Origin of the sequence: Streptomyces sp. 5K101 (assembly GCF_046506645.1) — a bacterium.
Classification (GTDB): Bacteria; Actinomycetota; Actinomycetes; order Streptomycetales; family Streptomycetaceae; genus Streptomyces.
This window is the reverse complement of record NZ_JBKFFO010000007.1, coordinates 178,772-204,285: the sequence shown is the minus strand read 5'-3', so window position 1 is coordinate 204,285 and position 25,514 is coordinate 178,772. Positions and strand designations below refer to the sequence as shown.

The 25,514-nt window shown below is 71.8% G+C and carries 21 protein-coding genes and 1 pseudogene; 13 read left to right on the top strand and 9 right to left on the bottom strand.

Translation table 11 applies throughout. From position 1 onward, the window contains the following. Nucleotides 1-14 precede the first annotated feature (14 nt). Nucleotides 15-1,610 carry a Na+/H+ antiporter gene (locus ACLB9X_RS16195; protein ID WP_410361054.1) on the top strand — a complete coding sequence of 532 codons (1,596 nt, stop codon included), beginning with the start codon at nt 15-17 and terminating at the stop codon, nt 1,608-1,610. Here ACLB9X_RS16195 and ACLB9X_RS16190 read toward each other — a convergent pair. Next, the gene (locus ACLB9X_RS16190) at nt 1,592-2,539 is read right to left on the bottom strand and encodes a 1-aminocyclopropane-1-carboxylate deaminase/D-cysteine desulfhydrase (RefSeq protein WP_410361191.1); all 948 of its coding nucleotides are present in this window, start codon (nt 2,537-2,539) and stop codon (nt 1,592-1,594) included. The genes ACLB9X_RS16195 and ACLB9X_RS16190 overlap by 19 nt on opposite strands. Before the next feature lie 151 nt (nt 2,540-2,690). Here ACLB9X_RS16190 and ACLB9X_RS16185 point away from each other — a divergent pair, with 151 nt between their 5' ends. The 4 genes and pseudogenes from ACLB9X_RS16185 (at nt 2,691) to ACLB9X_RS16170 (ending at nt 6,859) form a co-directional block, all read left to right on the top strand. After that, entirely contained in the window at nt 2,691-4,109 is a 1,419-nt protein-coding gene (locus ACLB9X_RS16185; RefSeq protein WP_410361053.1) for a family 2B encapsulin nanocompartment shell protein, read from the top strand. 535 nt (nt 4,110-4,644) lie between these two features. Continuing rightward, entirely contained in the window at nt 4,645-5,088 is a 444-nt protein-coding gene (locus ACLB9X_RS16180; RefSeq protein WP_410361052.1) for a DUF6304 family protein, read from the top strand. A 182-nt stretch (nt 5,089-5,270) separates the two neighbouring features. After that, a pseudogene (locus ACLB9X_RS16175) lies at nt 5,271-6,229 on the top strand (zinc-dependent alcohol dehydrogenase). Between the two features lie 96 nt (nt 6,230-6,325). Then, on the top strand, nt 6,326-6,859 hold the full coding sequence (locus ACLB9X_RS16170; protein WP_410361051.1) for an SMI1/KNR4 family protein: 534 nt from the start codon (nt 6,326-6,328) through the stop codon (nt 6,857-6,859). A 212-nt stretch (nt 6,860-7,071) separates the two neighbouring features. On the opposite strand, the gene sodN is transcribed toward ACLB9X_RS16170, so the two are convergent. Continuing rightward, nucleotides 7,072-7,467, bottom strand: coding sequence for a superoxide dismutase, Ni (gene sodN, locus ACLB9X_RS16165; protein WP_089511141.1), 396 nt, complete (start codon nt 7,465-7,467; stop codon nt 7,072-7,074). Between the two features lie 149 nt (nt 7,468-7,616). Here sodN and sodX point away from each other — a divergent pair, with 149 nt between their 5' ends. Continuing rightward, entirely contained in the window at nt 7,617-8,042 is a 426-nt protein-coding gene (sodX, locus tag ACLB9X_RS16160; protein WP_410361050.1) for a nickel-type superoxide dismutase maturation protease, read from the top strand. Here the strand turns inward: sodX and ACLB9X_RS16155 are convergent. The 4 genes from ACLB9X_RS16155 to ACLB9X_RS16140 all read right to left on the bottom strand — a co-directional run bounded on the left by ACLB9X_RS16155 (nt 7,961) and on the right by ACLB9X_RS16140 (nt 11,462). Further along, complete coding sequence (locus tag ACLB9X_RS16155) at nt 7,961-8,575, bottom strand: CGNR zinc finger domain-containing protein (protein WP_410361049.1); 615 nt, start codon at nt 8,573-8,575, stop codon at nt 7,961-7,963. The two genes, sodX and ACLB9X_RS16155, sit on opposite strands and share 82 nt — an antisense overlap. 167 nt (nt 8,576-8,742) lie before the next feature. Further along, nucleotides 8,743-9,504, bottom strand: a complete 762-nt coding sequence (locus ACLB9X_RS16150) for an amino acid ABC transporter ATP-binding protein (protein ID WP_410361048.1) — start codon at nt 9,502-9,504, stop codon at nt 8,743-8,745. A gap of 1 nt (nt 9,505) precedes the next feature. Next, nucleotides 9,506-10,459, bottom strand: coding sequence for an amino acid ABC transporter permease (locus ACLB9X_RS16145; RefSeq protein WP_410361047.1), 954 nt, complete (start codon nt 10,457-10,459; stop codon nt 9,506-9,508). Between the two features lie 43 nt (nt 10,460-10,502). Beyond that, on the bottom strand, nt 10,503-11,462 hold the full coding sequence (locus tag ACLB9X_RS16140; protein WP_410361046.1) for an ABC transporter substrate-binding protein: 960 nt from the start codon (nt 11,460-11,462) through the stop codon (nt 10,503-10,505). A 524-nt stretch (nt 11,463-11,986) separates the two neighbouring features. Between ACLB9X_RS16140 and ACLB9X_RS16135 the strand changes: the two genes are divergently transcribed. From ACLB9X_RS16135 to ACLB9X_RS16120, 4 genes are all read left to right on the top strand, one after another. Then, complete coding sequence (locus ACLB9X_RS16135) at nt 11,987-13,198, top strand: NADP-dependent malic enzyme (protein ID WP_410361045.1); 1,212 nt, start codon at nt 11,987-11,989, stop codon at nt 13,196-13,198. 392 nt (nt 13,199-13,590) lie between these two features. Further along, nucleotides 13,591-14,556: a zinc-binding dehydrogenase gene (locus ACLB9X_RS16130; protein WP_410361044.1), complete on the top strand. Its 966-nt coding sequence runs from the start codon at nt 13,591-13,593 to the stop codon at nt 14,554-14,556. A 72-nt stretch (nt 14,557-14,628) separates the two neighbouring features. Then, complete coding sequence (locus ACLB9X_RS16125; protein ID WP_410361190.1) at nt 14,629-16,029, top strand: cellulase family glycosylhydrolase; 1,401 nt, start codon at nt 14,629-14,631, stop codon at nt 16,027-16,029. Nucleotides 16,030-16,131: 102 nt separating this feature from the next. Continuing rightward, nucleotides 16,132-18,888 carry an ABC transporter substrate-binding protein gene (locus ACLB9X_RS16120; RefSeq protein WP_410361043.1) on the top strand — a complete coding sequence of 919 codons (2,757 nt, stop codon included), beginning with the start codon at nt 16,132-16,134 and terminating at the stop codon, nt 18,886-18,888. A 45-nt stretch (nt 18,889-18,933) separates the two neighbouring features. On the opposite strand, the gene ACLB9X_RS16115 is transcribed toward ACLB9X_RS16120, so the two are convergent. The 3 genes from ACLB9X_RS16115 to ACLB9X_RS16105 form a co-directional block, all read right to left on the bottom strand. Further along, nucleotides 18,934-19,899 carry a helix-turn-helix transcriptional regulator gene (locus ACLB9X_RS16115; protein ID WP_410361042.1) on the bottom strand — a complete coding sequence of 322 codons (966 nt, stop codon included), beginning with the start codon at nt 19,897-19,899 and terminating at the stop codon, nt 18,934-18,936. Nucleotide 19,900: 1 nt separating this feature from the next. Then, the gene (locus ACLB9X_RS16110; RefSeq protein WP_410361041.1) at nt 19,901-20,761 is read right to left on the bottom strand and encodes a DUF4097 family beta strand repeat-containing protein; all 861 of its coding nucleotides are present in this window, start codon (nt 20,759-20,761) and stop codon (nt 19,901-19,903) included. Between the two features lie 947 nt (nt 20,762-21,708). Then, a complete protein-coding gene (locus ACLB9X_RS16105; RefSeq protein ID WP_019075209.1) occupies nt 21,709-21,891 on the bottom strand; it encodes a DUF6104 family protein in 183 nt (60 codons plus the stop codon). 167 nt (nt 21,892-22,058) lie between these two features. On the opposite strand from ACLB9X_RS16105, the gene ACLB9X_RS16100 reads away from it, so the two are divergent. The 3 genes from ACLB9X_RS16100 (at nt 22,059) to ACLB9X_RS16090 (ending at nt 25,512) form a co-directional block, all read left to right on the top strand. Then, complete coding sequence (locus ACLB9X_RS16100) at nt 22,059-22,415, top strand: CU044_2847 family protein (RefSeq protein WP_410361040.1); 357 nt, start codon at nt 22,059-22,061, stop codon at nt 22,413-22,415. Further along, complete coding sequence (locus ACLB9X_RS16095; protein ID WP_410361039.1) at nt 22,408-24,375, top strand: trypsin-like peptidase domain-containing protein; 1,968 nt, start codon at nt 22,408-22,410, stop codon at nt 24,373-24,375. Before ACLB9X_RS16100 ends, ACLB9X_RS16095 begins: the two co-directional genes overlap by 8 nt. A 126-nt stretch (nt 24,376-24,501) precedes the next feature. Next, nucleotides 24,502-25,512: an AAA family ATPase gene (locus ACLB9X_RS16090; protein WP_410361038.1), complete on the top strand. Its 1,011-nt coding sequence runs from the start codon at nt 24,502-24,504 to the stop codon at nt 25,510-25,512. Nucleotides 25,513-25,514 lie beyond the last annotated feature (2 nt).

The following is a 25,514-nucleotide window of genomic DNA, read 5'->3' as shown; positions in this document are numbered from 1 at the left end:
ACGGGGTCGGTGTGATGGAAGCATTGCCACTGGTGGGACTCATTGCGGCGAGCGCCGCCGTCGCGGGCGCCGCCCGCCGGACCCCGGTCCCGGCACCACTGCTGCTGGTGGCGGTCGGACTGGTCGCCTCGTACGTGCCGGGCGTGCCCGACTACCACCTCGACCCGCACATCGTGCTGCCGCTGCTGCTGCCCCCGCTGCTGCACACCGCCGCCCTGGACAGCTCCTACCTCGATCTGCGGGCCAACATCCGCCCGGTCGCGCTGCTCTCCGTCGGCTACGTCCTCTTCGCGACGCTGGCCGTCGGCTACCTCGCCTACCTCTTCGTGCCCGACCTGCCGCTGACCGCCGCGCTCGTCCTCGGCGCGATCGTCGCGCCGCCGGACGCGGTCGCCGCCACGGCCATCGCCCGCAGGCTCGGACTGCCCAACCGCATCACCACGATCCTCCAGGGCGAGTCCCTGGTGAACGACGCGACCGCGATCACCGCGTTCAAGGTGGCGCTCGCCGCGGCCGTCGGCGAGGGCGCGAGCTGGGCCGGGGGCCTCGGAGAGTTCGCGCTCGCCTCGCTCGGCGGCATCGGCGTGGGACTGGTCCTGATGATCCCCATCCACTGGCTGCGCACCCACCTCAGGGAAGCGCTCCTCCAGAACACCCTGTCGCTGCTCATCCCGTTCATCGCCTACGCCGCCGCCGAACAGGTCCACGCCTCCGGCGTGCTCGCGGTCGTCGTCGTCGCGCTCTACTTGGGCCACCACTCCTCGCAGGTCGACTTCGCGACCAGGCTCCAGGAGGAGGCGGTGTGGAAGATGGTCTCCTTCATCCTGGAGTCCGTCGTGTTCGCGCTGATCGGCCTGCAACTGGCGATCGTGGTCGGGGAGCTCGGCGAGTACGGCATCGGGGAGGCGCTCTGGTACGCCGCCGGGGTCTTCGTCACCGTCGTGGTCGTGCGGTTCGTCTGGGTCTACCCGGCGACCTTCCTGCCCCGCGCGCTGTCGAGGCGGATCAGGGAGCGCGAGCCGGGAACCAACTGGAAGGCACCGCTGATCGTCGGCTGGGCGGGGATGCGCGGAGTGGTGTCGTTGGCGATCGCGTTCTCCATTCCGCTGACGGTCGCGGACGGCGAGGCGTTCCCCGCCCGGAACCTCGTGCTGTTCCTCACCTTTACCACCGTCATCGGCACCCTGGTGGTGCAGGGCCTGTCCCTCCCGGCGCTGATCCGCGCGCTGAAGCTGCCCGGACGGGACACGTACGCCGAGACGCTGGCCGAGGCCCAGGCGCAGAGCGAGGCGTCCACGGCCGCCGAACGGAGACTGGAGGAACTGCTGGCCGACGAGCACAACGCGCTGCCGCAGCCGCTGGCCGACCGGCTGCGCACCGTGCTGGAGCGCCGGCGCAACTCCGTGTGGGAGCGGCTCGGCACGGTCAACGAGGTCACCGGGGAGTCCGCCGACGACACTTACCGCCGGCTGGCCCGGGAGATGATCGCCGCCGAGCGGGACGTCTTCGTCGAACTGCGCAACCGGCGCCGCATCGACGACGAGATGATGCGCACGCTGCTGCGCCGACTGGACCTGGAGGAGGCGGCGGCCTACCGCGAGGAGGCCTGAGCCGGCCCGTCCTCCCGGCCGGTGACCACGGCGACGACCGTGCTGCCGGCCGGGAAGGCGCCCTCGGCGGCGAGCACGCTCAGTCCGTAGAGCGCTTTGGCGACATAGACACGTTCCACGGGCATCCCGTGCCGCTCCCCGAAGTCCCGGGCGAAGGCGTCGAGTCCGGGGCTCGTGCGGGCGTAGCCGCCGAAGTGGAAGCGGTCGTCGAGCGACCAGTGACCGGCCGGCCCGCCGAACGCCTCCTGTTGCAGGGTGCGTATCGCCTCGCCGAGGAAGCTGCCGCGCAGGACGGGGAAGCCGATGGCGCGCTGCCCCTCCCCGAGGCCGGCGGCGAGACCGGCGAGCGTGCCGCCGGTGCCGCAGGCGACGGCCACGACATCGACGCGCCCGGTGTGGTCGGCGTGGTCGCGCAGCTCGCGGCCGAGCTCCGTGCAGCCCTGCGCGGCGAGGGCGTTGCTGCCGCCCTCGGGGACCACGTACACGTCGTCGGCCCCGACGCCGGCCGTGCGCAGGAACCGCGCGAGCACGTCGGGGTCGCCCTTCGCGCGGTAGGAGGCGCGGTCGGCGAACAGCAGGCGCATGCCGTCGGCCGAGCAACGGCTGAGGGACGGGTTGAGCGGGCGCGCGGCCAGTTCGTGGCCCCGTACGACACCGATGGTGGGGAAGCCGAGCAGGCGTCCCGCAGCGGCCGTGGCCCGCAGGTGGTTGGAGTACGCGCCGCCGAAGGTGAGCACCGGCCGGCCGGCGGCGGCGCGGAGATTCGGGGCGAGCTTGCGCCACTTGTTGCCGGGCAGGTCCGTGTGGATCAGGTCGTCGCGCTTGAGCAGCAGCCGCACTCCGTGCCTTGCGAAACGCTCGTCCTCGACGGGCTGCAGCGGTGAGGGCAGCCGGGGCCGCAGCGCGGCGGCGAGGTCGGACGTCTCCAGGTTCACCCCTTCATTGTCGCCAGGTGGACGAGCGATCCGGCCACTGCCCCGGTCACGCTGATCCAGTCCCACTCATTTGTGTAATGGTGCGATGACGCACTGCGCTGGAAGGCTTTCCTTTGCAGGTCACCCGTGATCGAGAGGGAGTCACATGACGGTCGGTTCGGTTGGTTCCGTCGGCGAGGACGTGCGCGAGCAGGGGCCCCAGCAGAGTCTCGGCACCGCCGCCGCGCGGAATCTCGCGACCACCACCAAGTCCGCCCCGCAGATGCAGGAGATCACCTCACGCTGGCTGCTGCGGATGCTGCCCTGGGTGCAGGTGCAGGGCGGCACGTACCGCGTGAACCGCCGCCTCAGCTACGCGGTCGGCGACGGCAGGGTGACGTTCGTCCAGACCGGCGACCGGGTCGCGGTCGTCCCCGCCGAGCTGGGCGAGCTTCCGGCGCTGCGCGACTTCGGCGACGAGGCCGCCCTCGCGGAGCTGGCTCGGCGGTGCGAGCAGCGCGAGTTCGCGCCCGGAGAGGTGCTGGCCACCAGCGGGGAGTCGGCGGACCGGGTCTACCTGCTGGCGCACGGCCGGGTCGAGCACATCGGCGAGGGCCCGTACGGGGACGAGGCCGTGGTCGAAGTCCTCGCGGACGGGGCGTACTTCGGCGCTCACTCCCTCATCGACCGCGAGGCCGTCTGGCAGCACACGGCGCGCGCGGCGACGGCCTGCACCGTGCTCGTGCTGACCAGGGACGACGTGCTCAATCTCGCGGTCCGGACGGATTCGCTGCGCACGCACCTGGCGGAGTTCGCCGCACTGCCGAGGCAGCGGACCAACAAGTACGGCGAGGCGGCGATCGACCTGTCCGCCGGCCACGTCGGCGAGGCCGTCGTCCCGCACACCTACGTCGACTACGACGCGGCCCCGCGCGAGTACGAACTGAGCGTCGCGCAGACCGTGCTGAAGGTGCACAGCCGCGTCGCCGACCTCTACAACCAGCCGATGAACCAGACCGAGCAGCAGTTGCGGCTGACGGTCGAGGCACTGCGCGAGCGCCAGGAGCACGAGCTCGTCAACAACCGGGAGTTCGGGCTGCTGAACAACTGCGACTACGGCCAGCGACTGCAGCCGCACGACGGTGTGCCGAGCCCGGACGACATGGACGAGCTGTTGTCGCGGCGGCGCGGATCGAAGCTGTTCCTCGCCCACCCGCGCGCGATCGCCGCGTTCGGGCGCGAGTGCAACAAGCGCGGGCTGGTGCCCGGCAGTGTCGAGATCGGCGGCCACCATGTGCCGGCCTGGCGCGGTGTGCCGATCTTCCCGTGCAACAAGATCCCGATCTCCCGGGCCCGCACGACGTCCATCATCTGCATGCGTACGGGCGAGGCCGACCAGGGCGTCATCGGGCTGCACCAGACCGGCATCCCGGACGAGATCGAGCCCAGCCTGTCCGTGCGCTTCATGGGCATCGACGAGCAGGCGATCATCTCGTACCTGGTGACGGCCTACTACTCGGCAGCGGTCCTCGTCCCCGACGCGCTCGGCGTCCTGGAGAACGTGGAGGTGAGCCGCTGGCACTGACCGTGTGCCGTACCGGGGCGCGCCCTGCCGCGCCCCGGGCCCGCGGCGGCAGGCCCGCGGCGGCAGGCCCGCGGCGGCCTGTGCGTACGGGCGGAGCGGGGGCCCGCTTCCGTCCCGCTGTCCGAGGTGCCCGTAGCGGCATATTCTGGCCATATGGACAGTGAAGGACATGGTCCGCGCCCTGCCCCGAGCCGCCCGCAGGAGGAGTACGTGTGTCCCGCCTGCGGTCGGCCTGTCGGCACGGTCGTCAAACGGCACAAGACGCTCGGGGCGTTCGTACCGGTCTGGGAGCCCGGGCCCTGCCACAACCCCAACTGTCCCCTGAGCGTGGAGAGGGACGGTGTCGCACCCGGCCACAAGGCATCCGCACGCGACGCTTCCGGCGACGACGCTTCCGGCGACGGGGCATCGGGCGACGGCGCATCCGGCGAAGAAGAGGTCGGTCGGACCTGATCCGCGCCGTTCGCGGCGTGCGCCACCGCGTGAAGCGGCACCTCTTGCGCGCCGGTGGAGGCCATAGCGCTACAGTCCGCGCATGTCATCGGAGTCGACTGAGGTCTGGGCGGGCTGGTACCGCGATCGGGCCGGCGCGGAAGCGGTCACGATAACCGCGGCCGGCGGCCAAGTGCGTACGTGCGTCAGAGGTGTTGAGTACGAAGGCGCGACGTTCGCCGCGCTGCGGGCGGACGGCGGGGGCGGTGTGCTGTCCTCCTGCGTACTGGAATGGGACATGCCGCTGCCCGTTCATGTCGACGGCGGCGTGCAGCAGGCGACGCTGAGCTGCCTGCTGACCCTGGGGGGGACGGCGCAGGACGGCGCCGGACCCGACCGGGCGGAGCTCAACCTGACGCTCCACTGCGGCGGCGCGGCCTACGAAGCAGGCGTCGCGGACGGCGACTTCGACGATGCGCTCGGCCGGATCCGGGGCCAGTTGCCCCCGGGCGCCTCGCTCGGCAGCCGCGAGCCGGCCCAGGCCTGAGAGCCGTCCGGGACGGCCCGTGTCCGGGGAGCACCGGACACGGGCCGCCCTGTCACGGTGCCCTGATACGTGGCCGTGGCGATCAGAAGGACCCGTACGCCCGTGCCCGACAGATCCGTCACGGCAGCTCACGACGCTCGGACTCGTCCTCCTGCCGCCCCAACGGCTCGGCGACTTCGAACATGCCGCTCCAGGTCCGGTCGGCCGGCGAGGTGGTCGTCGCGCCGGTGGCCGCGACCTCCTGCGACGTCGACACCGCGATCCTGGCCGGACACGGCTTCATCGATCCGCCCTTCGCTCTCGGCCACGAGTGCGTGGCCCGGGTCGTCGAGACCGGCGACGCCGTGAGCACCGTGAACCCGGGCGACTTGGTGGTTGTCCCCTGGTCCATCAACTGCGGCACCTGTGACAACTGCCGAGCCGGACTGACCGCCCACTGCACGGCCGTGCCTCACATGGCCATGTACGGCGCACCCATCGGCGGCCACTGGGGCGGCCTCTTCTCCGACCTTGTCCGGGTACCGTACGCGGACGCCATGCTCGTGCCCCTGCCGGACGGCCTGGACCCCGTCGCCATGGCATCAGCCGGCGACAACTGGTCACTGTCCTGGCGGCTGGTGGCGCCCCACCTCAGGACCCGTGCCGGCGCGCGTGTGCTGGTCGTCGCCCGAGGCAGCATCGGCCTGTACGTGTGCGACATGGCCCGCGCGCTGGGTGCCTCCGACGTCCTCTACGTCGACCCGAACGCCACACACCGCCAGCTCGCCGAGAGCTACGGTGCCCGTACCGTCGAGGCGCTCGAACCCGTCCGGCACGGATTCGACATCGCGGTCGAGGCCACCGGCCGCGTCGACCAGCTCGCTCTGGCCGTCAAGTGCCTGGTACCGGAGGGGTCTGCGAGTCGGCCGGTAACCACTTCCGCCCCGGCGAGCTGCCCCTGGTCGACATGTACCTCACTTTCGTTACTCTGCGCATCGCGCGTGACAACGTCCGGGGCCGCATCCCCGACGCCCTCGACCTCGCCCTCTCCGGCACGGTCGATCCCGCGCGCGTCGTCTCCCACGTACTCGACTGGGAGCAACTCCCCGACGCCCTGCCCGAGAAGCATCTCAAGCCCGTCTTCGTCCGTGCCGACAGCTGATACGTCCCGGGCGCCGCGGCGCGCTGAGTGGCCGTGCCGGCTGGGTGGGTTGCAGAGTGGTGCCGCCAAGCCCGAACCGATCGCTACGCTCTTCGCATGACCGCGAACGGAGATCGCCAGTTCTCCGCCGCGCTTGCCGCTGCCATGGCGGTCCGGCTCGAGTGCTTCGACCAGGACGGTGTCGACTTCGAACCCTACGAGTCCTTCCTGACTGCCGATGAGACCACCGAGTGGTTCCGTGCGTGGACAGGCAACGGCGAGCTGAGCGGCGACGACTTCCGCGTGTTCGGCCAGGACGGTACCGGTGGGAACACGGCGTTCTGGCTGGTTCGTCCAGGTCGGGAACTGGTGGAGCAGCCCGTCGTCTTTCTGGGCTCCGAAGGAGAGACAGGCGTCGTCGCTCGCGACCTGGGTGCCTTCCTGTGGCTGCTGGCTGACGGCTTCGGCCCGTGGGAAGCAGCCACCTCGTACGAGCCCGAGCCGGATTGGGCTCCGCAGGTCAATCGCGACCTGGCGGCTGTCGCGGAGCAATTCGCTCCGGACCGCCGTGCGTCGGCACCGGCGATCATCGCGCAGGCCGCACAGGAGTTTCCCGACTTCGACGACACCATCATGAAGCTGTGCCGTTGAACCCGACCCGGTGTACGCCTCCGCACTCGTCGCCGGCGAAGTGAGCGTCGTCTGTCGTCATCACGCTGCGGATCTACGCCCACCTGTGGCCGGGGACAAAGACGTCCGCACCCGGTCCGGCACGGGCGCCGTGCTCGGCGGCCTGCGGATCGGGTGCGGACGGTGGGCGAGGGGACCCGTGGACGTACGGGTCGGGCAGCCCCGGCCTGGGGTCAGGCCTTCTTGGTCTCCCAGAAGATCTTGTCGATCTGGGCGATGTAGTCCAGCGCCTTCTGGCCCGTCGCCGGGTCCGTCGACGCCTTCGCGGCCGACAGGGCCTTCAGCGCGTCGTTCACCAGCTGGTGCAGCTCCGGGTACTTCTCGAAGTGCGGGGGCTTGAAGTAGTCGCTCCACAGCACCGAGACGTGGTGCTTGGCGAGCTCCGCGCGCTGCTCCTTGATGACCGTGGCGCGGGCGCGGAAGTGCGGGTCCTCGTTGGCCTGGTACTTCTCCTGGACGGCCTTGACCGACTCCGCCTCGATGCGGGCCTGGGCCGGGTCGTAGACACCGCAGGGCAGGTCGCAGTGGGCGCTGACCTTCACCTTGGGGGCAAACAGGCGGGAGAGCATGGAGCTGTCCTTCCTCGTGATCGTCTTCTCAGGTGGGAGATTACTCCGTGACGGACGCGTTTTCGCGAGTGCCCCCAGGGGCTTAGGACAAAAGTCCGGGGTCACCATGGGACCGGTGGCGGAACATACGGTGGAGTCGGAGGTGGCCGATGAGTGAGCAGGGGCATCAGGCGGGAGCGCCGTTCGGCATCGCCGAGGTGACCGGCCGTTCGATGTATCCCACGCTGTGGCACGGCGACCAGCTGCTCGTGCACAACGGCGCCGACGTGCGCCCGGGGCACGTGGCCGTACTGCGTCATCCCCTGCAGCAGGACCTGCTCATCGTGAAGCGGCTGGTCGAGCGGCGTGACGGCGGCTGGTGGGTCCTCGGGGACAACCCGGACGCGGAGGTCGTGGACAGCCGCGCGTTCGGCGCCGTCCCGGACGAGCTGGTGCTCGCGCGGGTGTACGCCCGCTATCGGCCCATGCTGCCCGGGCGCCGGCGCACGCCCTTCTACGTGGCGTCCTGGGCGGTCTCCGCGCTGCGGCTCGTGCTCGCCGACCGCTCGGTCTCCAGGCGCTTGCGGGCGCGGTAGGCCGCCACGTTGGCGCGGGTGGCGCAGCGGTCGGAGCAGTAGCGGCGCGAGCGGTTGGTCGAGGTGTCCAGGTAGGCGTTCCGGCAGGGGGCCGCCTGGCACAGGCCGAGGCGGTCGACGCCGTACTCGGTCAGGTGGAAGGCGAGGCCCATCGCCGCGATGGCCGCGTATCCGGCCGTCGCGTTCGACGGGTGGTCGGCGAGGTGCATGTGCCACTTGGGCCGGCCGTCCTCGTCGCGGTAGTCGTGTCCGGAGATCTGCGGGCTGACCGGGAACTCCAGCAGCAGCGAGTTGAGCAGGTCGACCGCCTGGGTCTCCTCGCCAGCGTCCGCCGCGGCGAAGACCGCGCGCAGACGGGCGCGTACCGACCGGAGGCGGGTGACGTCCGAGTCCGTGGCGCGGCGTGCGGCCTGTGTCGAGGGGCCGAACAGGTCCCGGACGGCCTCGACGGAGGTCAGCGAGTCCTTGTTGCGGCCCGGCTCCTCGGTGTTGACCAGGCGCACGGCGTAGTCCGAGTAATAGGCCAGTTCCACTTGTATTCCTTACCGCGGCGGTCTGGTGTCGGCGTAACGGCTGCTGTTGCTTCGAGGGTATTACGGATGGGAGGGATCCGGCGGTGGAGGCGAGGCACCCGTACGGCGAAGGGGCGGTACGGACCTGGTGTCCGTACCGCCCCCTGACTCGCTCCCAGGCCTTCGGCCTACAGGACCTTCGACAGGAACGACTTCGTGCGCTCGTGCTGCGGGTTCGTCAGGACGTCGCGCGGGTGGCCGGACTCGACCACCACGCCGCCGTCCATGAAGACCAGCGAGTCGCCGACCTCGCGCGCGAAGCCCATCTCGTGCGTCACGACGATCATCGTCATGCCGTCCTCGGCGAGGCCGCGCATGACGTCGAGGACGTCACCCACCAGCTCCGGGTCGAGGGCCGAGGTCGGCTCGTCGAAGAGCATCAGCTTCGGCTCCATCGCGAGCGCACGGGCGATGGCGACCCGCTGCTGCTGGCCGCCGGAGAGCTGCGAGGGGTAGTTCCCGGCCTTGTCGGCCAGCCCGACCCGGTCGAGCAGCCGCTCGGCCCGCTCCCGGGCGACGGCCTTGGTCTCGCCCTTGACCTGGATCGGCGCCTCCATGACGTTGGCGAGCGCGGTCATGTGGGGGAACAGGTTGAAGCGCTGGAAGACCATGCCGATGTCCCGGCGCTGGGCCGCGACCTCGCTGTCCTTCAGCTCGTAGAGCTTGTCGCCCTTCTGCCGGTAGCCGACCAGGTGGCCGTCGACCGACAGCCGGCCGGCGTTGATCTTCTCCAGGTGGTTGATGCACCGCAGGAAGGTGGACTTGCCGGAGCCGGACGGGCCGACCAGGCAGAACACCTCGCGGGGTGCGACCTCCAGGTCGATGCCCCGCAGGATGTGCGCGGAGCCGTAGGACTTGTGGACGCCCTCGGCCTTCACCATGGCGGTCATGTCACACCCCCCTGGGGCTTCGGCGGGACAGCAGATTGGCCTTGACCCTCTGCCAGGGTGTCGGCGGCAGCTGCCGCAGCGAGCCGCGGGCGTAGTACCGCTCGACGTAGTACTGGCCGACGCTGAACACGCTGGTCAGGGCCAGGTACCAGACCGACGCCACCAGCAGGGTCTCCATGATGGCGAACGATGTGGAACCGATGTTCTGAGCGGCGCGCAGCAGCTCGGTGTACTGGACCGCGGAGACCAGGGACGAGGTCTTCAACAGGTTGATGAACTCGTTGCCGGTCGGCGGCACGATCACCCGCATCGCCTGCGGGAGGACGATGCGCCGCATGGTCTTGCCGCTGGACATGCCGAGCGCGTGCGAGGCCTCGGTCTGGCCCTCGTCGACCGACTGGATGCCGGCCCGGACGATCTCGGCCATGTACGCGCCCTCGTTCAGGCCCAGGCCGAGCAGCGCGACCATGAACGGGGTCATCACGTCCACCATCTCGTCCTTGTAGAACCCAAGGTTGAGGACGGGGAAGATCAGCGCCAGGTTGAACCACAGCAGGAGCTGCACGTACACGGGTGTGCCGCGGAAGAACCAGATGTACAGCCAGGCCACCGCACCGGTCACCGGGTTCTTCGACAGCCGCATGACCGCGAAGAGGATGCCCAGGACCAGACCGATCAGCATCGACAGCACGCTGATCAGCAGCGTGCGGCCCATGCCGGTGACGATCCGGTCGTCGAAGATCAGGTCGCCGACCGTCCCCCAGGTGACGTCGCCCTGGGAGAACGAGTAGGCCAGCGTGCCCAGCAGGACCACGACGACCACGCCGCTGACCCAGCGGCCCCAGTGCCGGACCGGGATGGCCTTGATCTGCTCAGGGGGCGTGTAGGCCCCCTTGTCGACCGCCGTCGTGGCCGGTGGCCCGTCGGCGGGTGTCTTGTCGAACTTGTCAGTCACAGTGACTGCCCTTCAGTGGAACGCGCGAGGCTGGTACGTCGGATCACTGGCCGGCGTTGATGGTCGCCTCGGTCACGGCGCTGTCCTTGACGTCCCACTTCTCCAGGACCTTCTGGTACTCGCCGTTCTTGATGATCGCGTTCAGGGCGTCCTTCAGCGCGTCGCGCAGCTGGGTGTTGTCCTTGTCGACGGCGATGCCGAAGGGGCCGGCCTCGGTCTGGTCGCCCGTGACCTCGAAGTCGTTGCCGCCGCCCGCGGTCTTCGCGATGTGCGCGGCGACGGGGTAGTCGTTGAGGTCGGCGACGGCGCCGCCGGACTTCACCCGGGTCTGGGCCTCGGCGTCGGTGTCGAACGCCTCGATGGTGAGCTTGCCCTTGCCGTCCTGCTCACACTTGGTGGCCTGCTTCTTGAAGGTGTCGTGGTAGGTCGTGCCGCGCTGGACGGCCACCTTCTTGCCGCATAGGTCGTCGAGGGACTTGATGTTCTGCGGGTTGCCCTTCTTGACCAGCAGCGAGACGCCGGAGTTGAAGTAGTCGACGAAGTCGACGCCCTCACCGGTCTTCTTGCCCTTGTCGTCCAGACCCTGCTGGCGGGCCTTGGTGTCGCTCATGGCCGACATGACGATGTCCTGGCGGCCGGTGTTGAGCGAGGAGATCAGGCCGTCGAAGGTGCCGCTGGTGAACTCGAACCGGACACCGAGCTCCTTGCCCATGGCGGCGGCGATGTCGGGGTCGATGCCGACGATCTTGCCACCCTCCTCGTACTCCATCGGGGCGTAGGCGGCGTCCGTGCCGACCTTGATCACACCGGAGTCCTGGTACTTCTTCGGCAGCTTGTCGAACAGCGGGGCGCTCGTGGACTTGGTGCCCTCGGTGGTCTGGGATCCGGAGTTCGTCTGGTCACCACAGGCGGTGAGCACCAGCGCGCCGGCGACCGCGATCGCACTGACCGCGGCGATCCGGGACCTGGCGGCAGTCGTACGACGGGTGAAACTTGCGGTCATGATCGGGGTCCTCCGGCATGTGTAGAGGGGCGGTACGAACAGCCGTGCACTCATCTTCGAGTGTCACCAGCTTGTGTGTTTTCGGCATCTTGCCATTCGGACTGACCCATTCAGGGGGGCGCGAATGTCAAAATCGCATAACGGGATATCGGCGAACCTCAGGGGGCCGGTACATCAAGGCCGGATCTTTCGCTGGGATGCCGCCCTCCGGCCGGAAGATCTTCTGCCGTCTCATGATTCGGACGAGTGCATGACATGCGGTTGAGTTGTCCGTTTTGGAGCTATGAACCACGTCACCGCGCCGATACCGACTCGTCCGCGGTGCGGTCTGTCCGGTATGAAGGATCCTTACACCCCTCATCCGGGGCTACGGGCGCGTTGTGCGGCGCGCCCGCGCGTGCGTGAGAACCCTCTGCCGGGGCGGGCCAACCGCCTGGTGCAGGGGACGGACGCGGTGCCCGCCCACCCCTCCTCAACCAGGAGCGGCCACCCTCAACTGATGAAGACTTAAGGGGTCAACCACAATGGCAGCGGAGATCGTCAATCCTCGCAGCGACAATGCCGGCACGGAGGGTTCCGACGAGCCCTTCGATCCGGCGTTCGCGCTGCACCGCGGCGGCAAGATGGCCGTCCAGGCCACCGTGCCGGTGCGGAACAAGGACGACCTGTCCCTCGCGTACACACCTGGTGTCGCCAAGGTGTGCACGGCTATCGCCGAGCGGCCCGAGCTCGTTCACGACTACACCTGGAAGTCCCAGGTCGTCGCCGTCGTGACGGACGGGACCGCGGTGCTCGGCCTCGGCGACATCGGCCCGGAGGCGTCCCTCCCGGTCATGGAGGGCAAAGCGATCCTCTTCAAGCAGTTCGGCGGCGTGGACGCGGTTCCGATCGCCCTCGCCACCACCGACACGGACGAGATCGTCGAGACCGTCGTGCGCCTCGCGCCGTCCTTCGGCGGAGTGAACCTGGAGGACATCTCGGCGCCGCGGTGCTTCGAGATCGAGCGCAAGCTCCAGGAGCGCCTCGACATCCCCGTCTTCCACGACGACCAGCACGGCACCGCGGTGGTCACCCTCGCGGCCCTGCGCAACGCGGCCAAGCTGACCGGACGCGGGCTCGGTGACCTGCGCGCGGTCATCTCGGGCGCCGGCGCGGCCGGCGTGGCCATCGCGAAGTTCCTGCTGGAGGCGGGGCTCGGGGACGTGGCGGTCGCCGACCGCAAGGGCATCGTCAGCCGTGACCGCGAGGATCTCACCCCGGTCAAGCGGGAGCTCGCCGAGCTCACCAACCGGGCGGGCCTGTCGGGCTCCCTGGAGGCCGCGCTCGCCGGCGCGGACGTCTTCATCGGCGTCTCGGGCGGCACGGTGCCGGAGGAAGCGGTCGCGTCGATGGCTCCGGGCGCGTTCGTGTTCGCCATGGCCAACCCCAACCCGGAGGTCCACCCGGACATCGCGCACAAGTACGCGGCGGTCGTGGCCACCGGCCGTTCGGACTACCCGAACCAGATCAACAACGTCCTCGCGTTCCCGGGCATCTTCGCGGGCGCGCTGCAGGTGCGGGCCTCCCGCATCACCGAGGGCATGAAGATCGCCGCGGCGAACGCGCTGGCGGACGTGGTCGGTGACGCGCTGTCGGCGGACTACGTGATCCCGTCGCCGTTCGACGAGCGGGTCGCCCCCGCGGTCACGGCGGCGGTCGCCGCGGCCGCGCGCGCGGAGGGTGTCGCCCGGCGCTGACGCACCACGACGGGCCGCGGCCACCCCGCGCGGGGGTGGGCCGCGGCCCGTTCCTCTTTTCCGGGGGCGTGCTGGGCCGGACGGTGACCGAGCGCACCTTCGGGGCGCGTGAGGCACATGGGCGAGTGAGCCCGGCGCCCCGGCCGCGTACCGCACAGGGGTGAGTGAGCCGAAGGGGCGCGGCGCCGTCGAAAGGGAATGGGGGCAGTCCCCCTACGCCCTGCGGGCGTGGGGGACCCCCACCCAGCGGTAGCTGGGGAGAGCAGTCGAGCACGATCGACCGTCGACGGGGTCTCGGGCGCCCCGGAGGAGAACCGGGCCGCGAAGAAAGCAAGGCGCGTCACACCGATGTGTGGTTCCGCCACGCACCGTGCCGCCCTAATCTCAAGGTCATGTTCGCCGCCTACGCCGCCCGCATCGACCGCGACCAGCCGCTGAACGGACTCGAACTGGGCGAGCGCCCCGCCCCCGAGACCCGTCCCGGCTGGACGACCGTGAACGTCAAGGCCGCCTCCCTCAACCACCACGACCTGTGGTCGCTGCGCGGAGTGGGCCTCGGCGAGGACAAGCTGCCGATGATCCTCGGCTGCGACGCCGCCGGTGTCGACCAGGACGGCAACGAGGTGGTCCTCCACTCCGTGATCGGCCAGAGCGGCCACGGCGTCGGCCCCGACGAGCCCCGCTCCATCCTCACCGAGCGCTACCAGGGCACCTTCGCCGAGCAGGTCACCGTGCCGTCCTGGAACGTGCTGCCCAAGCCGAAGGAGCTCACCTTCGAGGAGGCCGCCTGCCTGCCGACCGCCTGGCTGACCGCGTACCGGATGCTGTTCACCAACGCGGGCGTCCGGCCGGGCGACTCCGTCCTCGTGCAGGGCGCGGGCGGCGGCGTCGCCACCGCCGCGATCGTGCTCGGCAAGGCGGCCGGACTGCGGGTCTACGCCACCAGCCGGGACGAGGCCAAGCGCAAGCGGGCGGTCGACCTGGGCGCCGAGGAGGCGTACGAGCCGGGCGCGCGGCTGCCCCGGCGCGTGGACGCCGTCATCGAGACGGTCGGCGCGGCGACCTGGTCCCACTCGGTCAAGTCGCTGCGGCCCGGCGGCACGCTGGTCATCTCGGGCGCGACGAGCGGCGACCGGCCCGCGCACGCCGAGCTGACCCGGATCTTCTTCCTGGAGCTGAAGGTCGTCGGCTCGACGATGGGCTCCAAGGACGAGCTGGAGGACCTGCTGTCGTTCTGCGCGGCGACCGGCGTCCGGCCGGTGATCGACCAGGTGCTGCCGCTCGACCGGGCCCGGGAGGGCTTCGAGAAGCTGGCCTCCGGCGACCTGTTCGGGAAGATCGTCCTGACCAATCCGTGACGGCCTCTTGATGGACCGTCAGTTCTGCTGATGGGATCTCCGGCACTGCCGACCGACCGTGCCGGAGGTCCGATGTACCGCCGCCTGCTCGTCGCCCTCGTCTGCGCCGCCGTCCTCGCCACGTCCGCCGCTCACGCGAAGAGCGCGGACGTCCGGGACACACCCCCGGACATACCCCGGCTCACGGACGAGAGGGGTCGTGTCCTGACCCTGCGCGGTTGGAACGTCGAGGACAAGACCCACCGCGGCGAGGCCGCCCTGTCCGCGATCACCGAGCGCCACTTCCGCGACCTGCGCGCCCAGGGCTTCGGCTTCGCCAGGCTGCTCGTCTTCTGGGACGACCTGGAGCCCGATCGGGGCCGCTACAGCGAGGCGTACCTGCGCAAGATCGAACGCGTCCTCGGCTGGGCGCACAAGCACCGGATCCAGGTCCTGATCGACGCCCACCAGGACGTCTTCGGGCCTGCCTTCGGGCATCGCGGCATCCCGGAGTGGGCGACGAGGACCGACGGGTTGCCGTTCACCCCGCACCCCGACGACTGGTTCGACGAGTACTTCGAACCGGCCGTGCAGCGCGCGTTCACCCACCTCTACGAGGACCCGGACCTGCGGCGCGCCCAGGCGGACATGTGGCGGGTGCTCGCCGGACGTCTCGCGGACCACCCGGCCGTCATCGGCTACGACCTGATCAACGAACCCATGGGCGAGATCGCGGCGGGCGAGGACCTTGCGGCGGCGGCCCGGCGCATCGAGCGCGAGCAGCTCACCCCCATGTACAACCGCCTCGCGGACGCCGTCCGTTCCGTCGACGACGACACGTGGGTCTTCTTCGAACCGACCCCCATCGTGGGAGAGGGCGTCCCCACCGGCCTCGGCCGGATCGACGACCTCAAGGCCGTCTACGCGCCCCACTTCTACAACACGGCGATGGAGGCGGGCGCCGACTACGACCCGGCGGCCGGCTGGATCGAGGCGTACGAGTCCGCCGTGACCGTCTACCCCCGGCAGTACGGCGTGCCGGTCGTCGTGGGGGAGTGGGGCCCGCTCAACAACGCGCTGCCGAACATGGGCCGCTTCTACCGCGACGCCCTGCGGTCCCTGAACCGCTACGGCTCCGGCTGGGCGGGCTACGTCTGGTGCTACGGCGGCGGGTACTGCGCCGTCGACGCCGAGGGCCGCTTCCGCACCAACAAGGAGCAGACCGCGGCCCCGTACGCCCCCGCGGTCGCCGGCCGGATCACCGCCGAGACGTACGAGCCGGACACCGCGGCCTACCGGCTCGCGTACCGGGCCAGGGGCGGCGTCACCGAGATCTCCGTACCGCCCCGGCCCGGCGGCTGGCGGATCGAGCTGACCGGACCCGCCCGGACCGCCACGCACCTGCTGCCCACCGACCGCGCGGCGACGGCACGGGTGCACGCACGGCCCGGCGCGCACATCACCATCGAGGTCACTCCGCGTGCCCCACGATGAACCCCCGCGCCGGTCGCGTGCGCCCGGCGACGATTGCGCACCGGCCGTGCGGGGCACGAGCCTTGACACTCACGTGATCGTGCGTGAAGGGGGAGGAAAGACATGTCGACGGGGGATCAGCAGAGCCGTGTCCCGGCCTATCCGGGCGTCGAGAAATTCGTGGACGCCTTCGACAAACTCGTGGTTCAGCCGCGCCGCAGTCGCACCCGCGTCCCGGTGGTGCTGCTGAGCGAGCCGGGGGACGGGCAGGCGGGGCGCCGGATCGTCGCCGGCTTACGGTCCCGGCTGCGCGGGCGCGAGGGCCGGCTCGCCCCGCACGCCTGCCTGGACGGGGCCACGGCCGACCCGGCCGCACCGCCGCTCGACCTCTTCGAGCAGATCGCCTTCCAGCTGGACGCGACGATGCCACCGGGCACGGGACGGCTGCGCCTGCCGTCCTACCGGCTGCTGCGCGCCGTCGTCACCGCGCCCGCCGTCGGCGGCCTCATGGAGCGCCGACCCGGCGAACTGCGCGACCACTGCTACGCCGAGCACCGGGAGGTCTCCGCGCTCGCGCGGGGCCTGTGGTGGCTGGGCGGCCGGGACCAGGCCAACGGCGGCACCCTGCTCGAACTGCTGTGGAACTTCGTCGCGGGGCCGCTCTTCCAGCGGCTGCCGCGCGCCCTGTACGGCAGGCGGGCGGGCCGCAGGATGCTGGGCAGGAGCCGGCAGGGCGGCCGCCGCTGGTACGCCGAATGGGTGCGCCAGCAGCAGGGCACGCCGCCCACCGACTTCTTCCGCTCGGCCCTCGACCTGGTCGGCGGCGGCCCCGACGGCGACCCCGAGCAGCTCGACCGGATCCTGGTACACGCCCTGCTGGCCGACCTGGAAGGCGCGGCCCGCAAGCGGATGTTCAACCCGTGGCGGCGCCGGCGCGTCAGCCGCTTCGTGCTCCTGGTGGAGGAGGCGGGCCCCGCCGAGTCGCGCGTGCAGCGCTTCCTGCGCGAACTGCGCTCCGCCATGGAGGACCTGCGGTGCACCTCCGTGGTCGCCGTCGCCGCGGGCGTCCGCACGCTCGCCAGCCGCATCCCCGACATCGAGGTCCCCGGCCTGTCCGCCGCCGGAGCCGAACTGGCCAACATCGCCCAGCGCGGCACCCCGCCGGGGCGGCCCTCCGGGATGGTGGTGCCGGTCTCCGACGGGCCCGCGGACGACCAGGCCGCCACCTACTGGCTGGGCCGCTGGCCCACCCTCGCCCCGCCCGCGACACGCTGGGGGGCCGGCACCGACGTGGCCGTGGCCGCCACCGGGGGCGTGCTCGCCCTCGCGGTCGTCGCGGGGCTCGTCGCCGGAGTTCCCTTCACCCGTGTCGGCCCCGACCCGTGCCTCGGCTCCACGTTCCTCGGCACGGACGGGCAGTGCGTCGGCGTCGCGGAAGGCGCGGCGTCCTTCGGCACGGACGACAGCGAGCGGGCCGTACGGGACGTCCTGCAGCGCATCGAGCGGCAGAACAAGGAGGTCGAGAAGGAACTCGCGGGCCGGGATGCCGACGACCCGCGGCCGGACGCCCGCACCGTCGTCTTCTTCGGCCCGCTCAGCGGCGGCAAGAACGCCGAGGACCCCGTACGCGGCGGCACCCTCGCCGAACTGCGCGGCCTCGCTCTCGCCCAGGCGTACGCGAACGGGCAGGCGCTGCGCTCCGGGGAGCGCGTCCCCCTGCGCGTCCTCGCCGCGAACGCCGGCGACCGCTTCAAGGACGCCCCGGTCGTCGCCCACCGGGTCGTCGAACTCGCCGACCGGGACCGTTCGATCGTCGGCGTCATCGGCTTCGGCCAGAGCCGCCGCCGCACGTACGAGGCGATGCGCATCTTCGACGAGGCCGGACTGCCGATGGTCGGCACCTCGGGCACCGCCGACGAACTGCTGCGCCAGGGCGGGCACTACTACCAGATCGCGCCGACCGACACGCGAGCCGGTCAAGTGATGGCCGCCTTCGCCGAGCACGCCCCCATGGTGGACGGGAAGCCCGCCGTGCGGGTACGGCTGATCGCCGACCCCTCGGACGCGTACAGCGCGAGCCTCGCGGCGGCGTTCCGGGCGGCGTACGACGAGGAGCGGATCGAGTCGCTCCTGTACACGCCCACGGACGCGCCCGAACCCACGCCGCTGCCCGGGCCCCCGGCGGGAACCCCGGTCGCGGCGGTGGAGGACCTGGCACGCGAGGTGTGCCGGGCGGTGGCGGACGAGCCGCGTACGGCCGTGGTGTGGGCCGGCCGGGGCAGCCACTTCCAGCTGTTCCTCGAAGAGTTGAGCCGCGTGGCGCGCGACTGCCCGAAGGTGAGCGTGCTCGGCGGCGACGACGTCACCAACGCCCTCACGGAGGAGCGGCGCCCCTGGGAGGTCTTCGCCGGGCTGACCCTCTTCTATGTCTCGCACGGCCGCGCCCCCGCACTCGCCGAGGTCAGCGGCGAGGCGGCGGCCTTCCTCTCGGCGTACGACCGCACCTACGCCGAGGACCACGGCACCCGTACGGGCGCGATGCGCCAGGACGCGCATGTGGCCCTCGCCTGGGACGCGATGCGCTATCTCGCGGAGGGCGTGGACCAGGCGTGGCGGGGCACCGGCGGCCACGACGAGCGCCTCGACCGCAAGCTGCTCCAGGCGGTGCTCTACCAGGGGCTCGGCGGCGGGGGCTTCGACGGCGCGACCGGGCGGATCGACGCGCACGGGGCGGCGGGCGGCGGCCGGGTCAGCGAGAAGAAGCTGATAGCGGTCGAGCGCGGCAGCGCGAAGGGGGCGCAGACGGTGCTGCTGTGCGGGGCGGTCGGGCGCGGCGACGTACGCCGGACCTGGGGACCGGAGCAGCACTCCTGCCCGTGACCGCCGTGATCGTCCGGGGCCGGACGACCGTCCGGCCCCGCCGCACTACTGCTTGGGGCCGCGCAGCAGGGTCACGATGTGCGCGGCCGCCGTCGACAGGTGCCGACGGGCCTCGCCCAGCTGCTCCTGTGTCACGCCGTGGTCGCGTGCCGCGTCCCGTACGTCGTCCCGGAAGCGGTCCAGGAGCCGTTCGAGATCACGTGCCGGGTCGGCCGAACCCTCGACGTCCACGGCGTCCTTCGCCCAGTCGGGGTCGGTGCCGGCCGCGTCCGGCTTCACGTACGGCGGCCAGGCGGTGCCCCGCGCCAGACCGCCGAGGTGCCCGGCCAGCTCCGACAGGCCCTCGCGCACGCCGGTCGGCCAGTCGCCCCTCGCGAAGTGTTCTTGGACCTGGTCCTGCACCTGCTGGGCGATGCGCTGCATCTCGGCGCGGGCGGTATCGGCCGCCTCCTGCGCCTGGCGGCGCGCCTGCTTGGCGTCCTCGCGCGCCCGGCGCGACTCGTCCTTGGCGCGCTGCGTCTGCTCCTTCCACTCCTGCGTTGCGCGGCGCAGTTCCTCCTTCGCCGTCCGCCAGGACTCCTTGTCGGTGAAGTCGCCTCCGCCGCGCGGGCCCGCCGACTGCCGGCGGGTCTCGCTCGCCGCCGCCCGCATCTCGCTGCGCAGTTTGCCCGCCGCGCCGCGTACGTCGTCGCGGATCTCCGCGGCGAGTTCGGAGACGGACTCGCGGATCTCCAGCTCCAGATCTGCCAGTTCGCCGCTGCGACCGGCGAGTTCGGCGCGGCCCGCGTCCGTGATCGAGTACACCTTGCGGCCGCCCTCGGTGGCGTGCGTGACCAGGCCCTCGGCCTCCAGCTTGGCCAGCCGCGGGTAGACGGTGCCGGCGCTCGGCGCGTACAGGCCGTGGAAACGCTCCTCCAGGAGGCGGATCACCTCGTAGCCGTGGCGCGGGGCCTCGTCCAGCAGCTTCAGCAGATACAGCCGCAGGCGGCCGTGGGCGAATACGGGGGGCATGTCAGAGAACCTTCCCGGTCGGGGCGTCGGCGTACGCCTCGTCCTCCTCCGCCGGTGGCCTGCGCAGCAGCGCGATGGAGCCGGAGACGGTGGTGGCCTTGAGCCGGCCGGTGCCGGCGCCGAGGGTGCCGGTGATCTGCTTCGCGCCCCACTGGCCCTCGACGCGCAGGTCCTCGAAGGCGTTGGACACGGCCCCGCTCGTGGTGTTCGCCTCGACGCGGGCGTCGGCCGGGTGGGGGAGACGGATGGCGACCTCGCCCGAGACGGTGGACAGCGCGATGTCGGTCGGGCCGCCCACCGCGTCGATGTCGACGACCATGTCGCCGCTGACGGAGTCGGCCCGCACGGAGCGGCCGGAGCCGGCGATGACGGTGAGGTCGCCGGAGACGGACTTGTAGCGCAGGTCGCCGCTGAGCGACTGGGCCTCGACGTTGCCGGAGACGGTGTCGGCGCGGACGGCTCCGGAGAGCCCGACGAGGGTGGTGTCGCCGGTGACGCCGCGTACGGCGGCGGGGCCGCGGATGCCGGAGACGACGGCGTTCGCCCCGACGACGCCGACCTCGACGGTGGCTTCGGCGGGGACGGCGAGGGACACGACCGCGCTACGGCGCCGGCCCTTGCGGTCGAGCCACTCGAGGAAGCCCTTCCAGGGCAGGTCCGGGTACCCGACGCTGAGCGTGCCGCCCTCGCGGGTGACGACGAGCGGGGTTCCCTCGATTTGGGAGATCTCCAGCCGGGTGGAACCTTCGTCGGTCCCGACGACGTTGACCGTTCCGTTGACGATCCGCACGTTGACCGCCGTGACCGGTTCGTCGAAGGCGAGCGTCTGGGGCTCGGCGATGTCCCATGTCGTCTCTGCCATGGCGATGACCTCCCGAGGGCGGGGCGGGCGGGGCACGACGCAACATATCGCGTCTCTCGGTAGACACGATATATCGCGGTCGGTGGTTGTCAAGGGGCGCGTCAGGTGGGCGGGGGGCGCTTTCCCCCACCCCGCCCCTTCCCGAAACTGAGGGTTGCGCCCCCAGACCCCCGGCGCGCCTGGGCGGTGGCCGGCGAAACAGGGGGCTGCGCCGGCGAGAGGTCCGGGCGGCTGACAACGCCGGCGACCGTCCCCCCGGCCGGGGCACTCGGGGGAGCCCCGCCGCGAGGCCGCCGGCGGGCTGGACTGTGGCCTGGGCGAAATCAGGGGCTGCGCCCCCGGCGCACTCAACGCAGGGTCCCGGCGCGGCAGCAGCCCCGGCGACCGGGACCCGGCATGGGCACGAGGGCACCACGCCGCCAGGCACCCGGCGCGCCGCCGGGGCGCGGCCGACAGCCCCAGCAACGCCCCCGGCGCGGGCCGGGGGGAGCAGGGGCCGCCCCCTGCAGGGGTGCGGGCGGGGGCAGCGGCCCCGGCTCCGATCCCCGGCAGGGCCACTCGGGTCCCCGGCTCGCCTGGGCGGGAGACCCGGCGGAATCAGAGGGCTGCGCCCCCGGCCCGCCCCGCAGGCCCGGGCCGGCCGGCGGTCCCAGCGCCGGGGAGCCGGGCAGGGCCCCGGCGCGCCCCGCACGGGCCCCCGGCGGCCGATAGCCCCGGCGAGCCGATCTCCGGCAGGGGTACTCCAAGGCGGCAAGTTGCCAGGCCGCCCGCGCAGGGCAGGGGCGCGCGTGGATCAGAGGGCTGCGCCCCGCCCTCTGCAGCGGCCCGGGCAGCTGGCAGCCCCGGCGGCCGCACTCGGAGGGGCCACGCCGCCAGGCCGCCGCCGGCAATACCCCGGGGCCCCGGGGTGTCACGCCCCCCGGCGCGGCCGGCAGCCGCGGTGGCGCCTACTCGTCGTCGTCCTCGTCGTCCAGGCGGGCCAGCCACGTCGCGAGGCGTTCGACCGGGACCTCGAAGTCCGGGTTGAGGTCCACGAACGTGCGCAGCTGCTCGGCCAGCCACTCGAACGTGACCTCCTCCTCGCCGCGCCGCTTCTCCAGTTCCTCGATGCCACGGTCGGTGAAGTACAAGACATGCTCCTGCTGGGGACGGGTGTTCCGGTTCCAGGGTATGGCGTCGGCGACGCGGCCGGATATCGACCATCCGCCCTCTCGCTCGCCACCGGGTGGCCCAGTAATCTTGGAACCGGTCAAGTCAGTGCTGTGACAAGCGCGTTGACGCGCGGATCGGGGGAGCCGTGAGTGGTCGTGTGCGCCGGATCGATCTCGGGGACGGCAAGGTCGTCTACGCGCGGGTGAGCGCCGCCGATGGCTACGGCGCCTCGGACCGCGACGTCGGTGTCGCCGACGGCGCCGCCGCCAAACTGGAGCAGCTCAACGAGCTGATCGCACGTGTCGGCGGCACGGTCCTCGACGCCGCCGCGGCCGCCAAGCCGCACGAGGCGTCCGTCACCTTCGGCGTGGAGCTGAGCGCCAAGCCCGGAAAGGCGATCGCCGTCCTCGCCGACGGCGAGGCCAAGGCGTCCGTCCAGGTGACCCTGACCTGGCAGCTCGACGGACGGGACCCGGCGGGGCCGGCCGGCACGGATGTCTGACGGCCTCCCCGACCTGCATGCCCTCACCCGCGCGGCGACCGTCCACTTCCTGCCCGAGGACCCGTACGCGACCGAGATGTGGGGCAGCGGGTTCTTCGTCGCGCCCGGCTGGATCCTGACCGCCGCCCATGTCCTCGTGCCCTACCTCCGGGAGGACCGGGACCGGCCCTTCCGGGTGGCCGGCGACGAGCTGCAGTACGGGATCGCACCCACCGGGGCCCGCCTGGAGCAATGGCTGGTCACGGATCCCTGGGAGGACATACCGGCCCAGCTCGACCTCGCCCTGGTGAGGCTCCTCGACGACGGCGTCGAGCACGAATGCGTGTGGATCGGCGACCAGGCCGCGTCGGCCGGCGGCGAACGGCAGGTCTTCGGGTTCCGGCCGACACCGCAGGACGCGGTGCACACCGGCGCGCGGTACGGGCTCTGGCGCGGCATGGTCACCGCGAACGTGGACGACGGCGACCTCGCCGTGCGTTTCGCGTCGCTCGCCGAGTTCCCGCCAGGCGTCTCGGGCGGGCCCGTGCTCGATCCCGTCACCGGCGCGGTCCTCGAAGTCGTGAAATCCGGCCGGGTCGGCCAGGACGGCGGCCGGGCGGTGTCCGCCGTGGCCCTGCGCCGGTTCGGCGCCCTGTACCGGGAGGTCATGGCCTCCCACGACCGCTGGCACCACGGGCGGCACGGCACCACGGGCAGCTGGACCGACCACCAGGCGCAGCTGGTCCGGCACTCCGCTGCCGACCCCGAACGGTGGTCGTCGCACGACCGCGTCGCCGCACTGAACCATCTGGCCGCCCTGGCGCCGCCCCACCCGGGCGTCGTGGAGCGGCTCGCAGGCCATGTGCGCAACCAGCGGCTGGCGAGAACGGGACCACCGCCCGTCACCTGGCGGGACGGGCACGGCCTGCTGTACGAGGGCGACGGCACACCGCTCGAAGCGTACGTCTTCCTGCACTACCTGCGACTCGTCGGCGAATGGACGCGCACAGGCGGCGGCGACACCGGCGGCCTCGACGCGTGGGTGGCCGGAAGGCTCCGGCGGCTTCCCCCGCACCTGCGCCGACTGGTGGAGCAGGCGCGCCTGCCCCAGGAGGAGAGCGGTGACCGCGTCGTCATCCCGTACCCCGGTCCCGACGAGCGGGCGTACATCGTCGTCGTGGAGCTCGACGAGCTGCCCTACGGCACGGTCCACTGGCAGATCAGGATCGACGACGGCAGCGGGGACAACGAGATCTTCGCCTCCGAGCGGGACCCCAACGGCGTCCAGCCCGCCCACCTCCGTCATCACCTGCGCGAACGCCTCGCCGAGGCCTTCCGCATCGCGGACGCGGCCGGCGGCGGCGTCCCCGCTCCCTGTGAAGTCGTCCTGTCCGCCGGGTACTTCGACACGCCGGTGCACCGCTGGCAGCTCGCCGACGAGGCCCCGCTGGGCGACGACGCCCACCTGCCGCTGGGCGCGCGACGCCGGCTCGTCCTGCGCAACGCCGATCGCCGCGGCGAACCGGACACCCGGTGGAAGGAGCGCTGGAACGCGGTCGCCGAATCCGGCGCGCTCGCCGCGAGCCGGCTCCGCCCCGTCCAGCAGCCGCCCCGCAGCAAGCACTTCACCGACATGCAGCCGTCAGGCGTCCCGGTCCTGTGCCATCGGGCGAGCCGGGGTGTGGGGCGCCGGGCCATCGGACTCGCCCTCGACGCGGGCCACGGCATCGCGCTGTGGCGCATAGACGGCCACGAGCGGGGACCGTGCGGCGACGGCTGCGAAAAACTGCACCGAGGCGCGGCCGAGCTGCTCGCGCTGACCGGCTCGGCGCCTGAACTTCCCGACAGGCTGCGCCGTATCAGGGAGGACATCCACAAAAGACGGACCAAGGGGCACTGGGCCGAAGCGATCGCCGTCATGTACGACGACCCGCGCCGCCCGGTTCCCCAGAGACCGATGGGACCGGTGAATTCGCCATGACGACGTGGCCGGATTTCGGCCTTGGCAACGCCGTGCGGGGGTACATTCCCAGGGGCCCGTTGTGGGCGTCCAAGCCCCTGTCGGCCGTCACGCGGGAAGCCACCGAGCGCCGACGAGGAGCGACAGATGAGTGACTGGCTGGTGTACCGGGGCGAGGGCGAGCCGGCCCCGGCCAGGATCGGCGAGCTTCCGCCACCGCCGCCCTGGCGGACCTTCACCGGCGAGCCGCTGCCCCTTCCCGTGCCCGAGCCGGATTCCTCGACCAGGCGGCGCCTCGGCGGACGCCCCCTGCTCCCCGTCCAGGACGACGAGGCGATCCAGCTCATCAACGCCGCGCTGTACCTGCGCCGGCCGCTGCTGGTGACCGGGGAGCCGGGCTCCGGCAAGAGCACGCTCCCGCACGCCGTCGCCCACGAACTCGGCCTCGGCCGCGTCCTGCAGTGGTCGGTCGTCAGCCGCACGGAGCTCAAGCAGGGGCTGTACGAGTACGACGCGATCGGTAGGCTCCAGGACGCCCAGCTTTCCCGCGAACGAGGCGCCGGCGAGAACGACATCGGCGAGTACATCAAACTCGGCCCGCTCGGCACCGCGCTCCTTCCCGCGGAGCGCCCGCGGGTCCTGCTCATCGACGAGCTGGACAAGAGCGACATCGACCTTCCCAACGACCTGCTGAACGTGCTGGAGGAAGGCGAGTTCCGCATCCCCGAGCTGGAGCGGGCGGCCAAGCGCGCGGGCCGGGAGACCGTGACCGTCCTCGACGACGACGGCAGGAGCGTGCCCGTCACCAGCGGCAGAGTCCGCTGTCACGCCTTCCCGTTCGTCGTCATGACAAGCAACGGCGAACGGGACTTCCCGCGGCCTCTGTTGCGGCGCTGCATCCATCTCCACCTGGAACCGCCGCGCAACGAACGCCTCGCCGCCCTGGTGCACGCCCACTTCGGCGACGGGGCGCACGACGCCAACCTCGACCTCGTGGAAAGCTTCAACGAGGGTGACGGCGACGGACTGCGTCCCACCGACCAGTTGCTCAACGCCATCTTCCTCACCCAGCACGCCGCCCGGGAGGCCGGCAGCCGCAGGGACGGCATCGCCGGACTCCTGATGCGCCCGCTGGAACAGCACCCTCAGCAGCGGTGATC

Bases quoted from the DNA above. Each gene is read 5' to 3' on its own strand.
- ACLB9X_RS16135 (WP_410361045.1), top strand. From the start codon at position 11,987: ATGGCAGCGGAGATCGTCAATCCTCGCAGCGACAATGCCGGCACGGAG.
- ACLB9X_RS16140 (WP_410361046.1), bottom strand. From the start codon at position 11,462: ATGACCGCAAGTTTCACCCGTCGTACGACTGCCGCCAGGTCCCGGATC.
- ACLB9X_RS16095 (WP_410361039.1), top strand. From the start codon at position 22,408: ATGTCTGACGGCCTCCCCGACCTGCATGCCCTCACCCGCGCGGCGACC.
- ACLB9X_RS16110 (WP_410361041.1), bottom strand. From the start codon at position 20,761: ATGGCAGAGACGACATGGGACATCGCCGAGCCCCAGACGCTCGCCTTC.
- ACLB9X_RS16170 (WP_410361051.1), top strand. From the start codon at position 6,326: ATGACCGCGAACGGAGATCGCCAGTTCTCCGCCGCGCTTGCCGCTGCC.
- ACLB9X_RS16130 (WP_410361044.1), top strand. From the start codon at position 13,591: ATGTTCGCCGCCTACGCCGCCCGCATCGACCGCGACCAGCCGCTGAAC.
- ACLB9X_RS16195 (WP_410361054.1), top strand. From the start codon at position 15: ATGGAAGCATTGCCACTGGTGGGACTCATTGCGGCGAGCGCCGCCGTC.
- ACLB9X_RS16090 (WP_410361038.1), top strand. From the start codon at position 24,502: ATGAGTGACTGGCTGGTGTACCGGGGCGAGGGCGAGCCGGCCCCGGCC.
- ACLB9X_RS16115 (WP_410361042.1), bottom strand. From the start codon at position 19,899: ATGCCCCCCGTATTCGCCCACGGCCGCCTGCGGCTGTATCTGCTGAAG.
- ACLB9X_RS16125 (WP_410361190.1), top strand. From the start codon at position 14,629: ATGTACCGCCGCCTGCTCGTCGCCCTCGTCTGCGCCGCCGTCCTCGCC.
- sodX (WP_410361050.1), top strand. From the start codon at position 7,617: ATGAGTGAGCAGGGGCATCAGGCGGGAGCGCCGTTCGGCATCGCCGAG.
- ACLB9X_RS16120 (WP_410361043.1), top strand. From the start codon at position 16,132: ATGTCGACGGGGGATCAGCAGAGCCGTGTCCCGGCCTATCCGGGCGTC.
- ACLB9X_RS16150 (WP_410361048.1), bottom strand. From the start codon at position 9,504: ATGACCGCCATGGTGAAGGCCGAGGGCGTCCACAAGTCCTACGGCTCC.
- sodN (WP_089511141.1), bottom strand. From the start codon at position 7,467: ATGCTCTCCCGCCTGTTTGCCCCCAAGGTGAAGGTCAGCGCCCACTGC.
- ACLB9X_RS16180 (WP_410361052.1), top strand. From the start codon at position 4,645: ATGTCATCGGAGTCGACTGAGGTCTGGGCGGGCTGGTACCGCGATCGG.
- ACLB9X_RS16185 (WP_410361053.1), top strand. From the start codon at position 2,691: ATGACGGTCGGTTCGGTTGGTTCCGTCGGCGAGGACGTGCGCGAGCAG.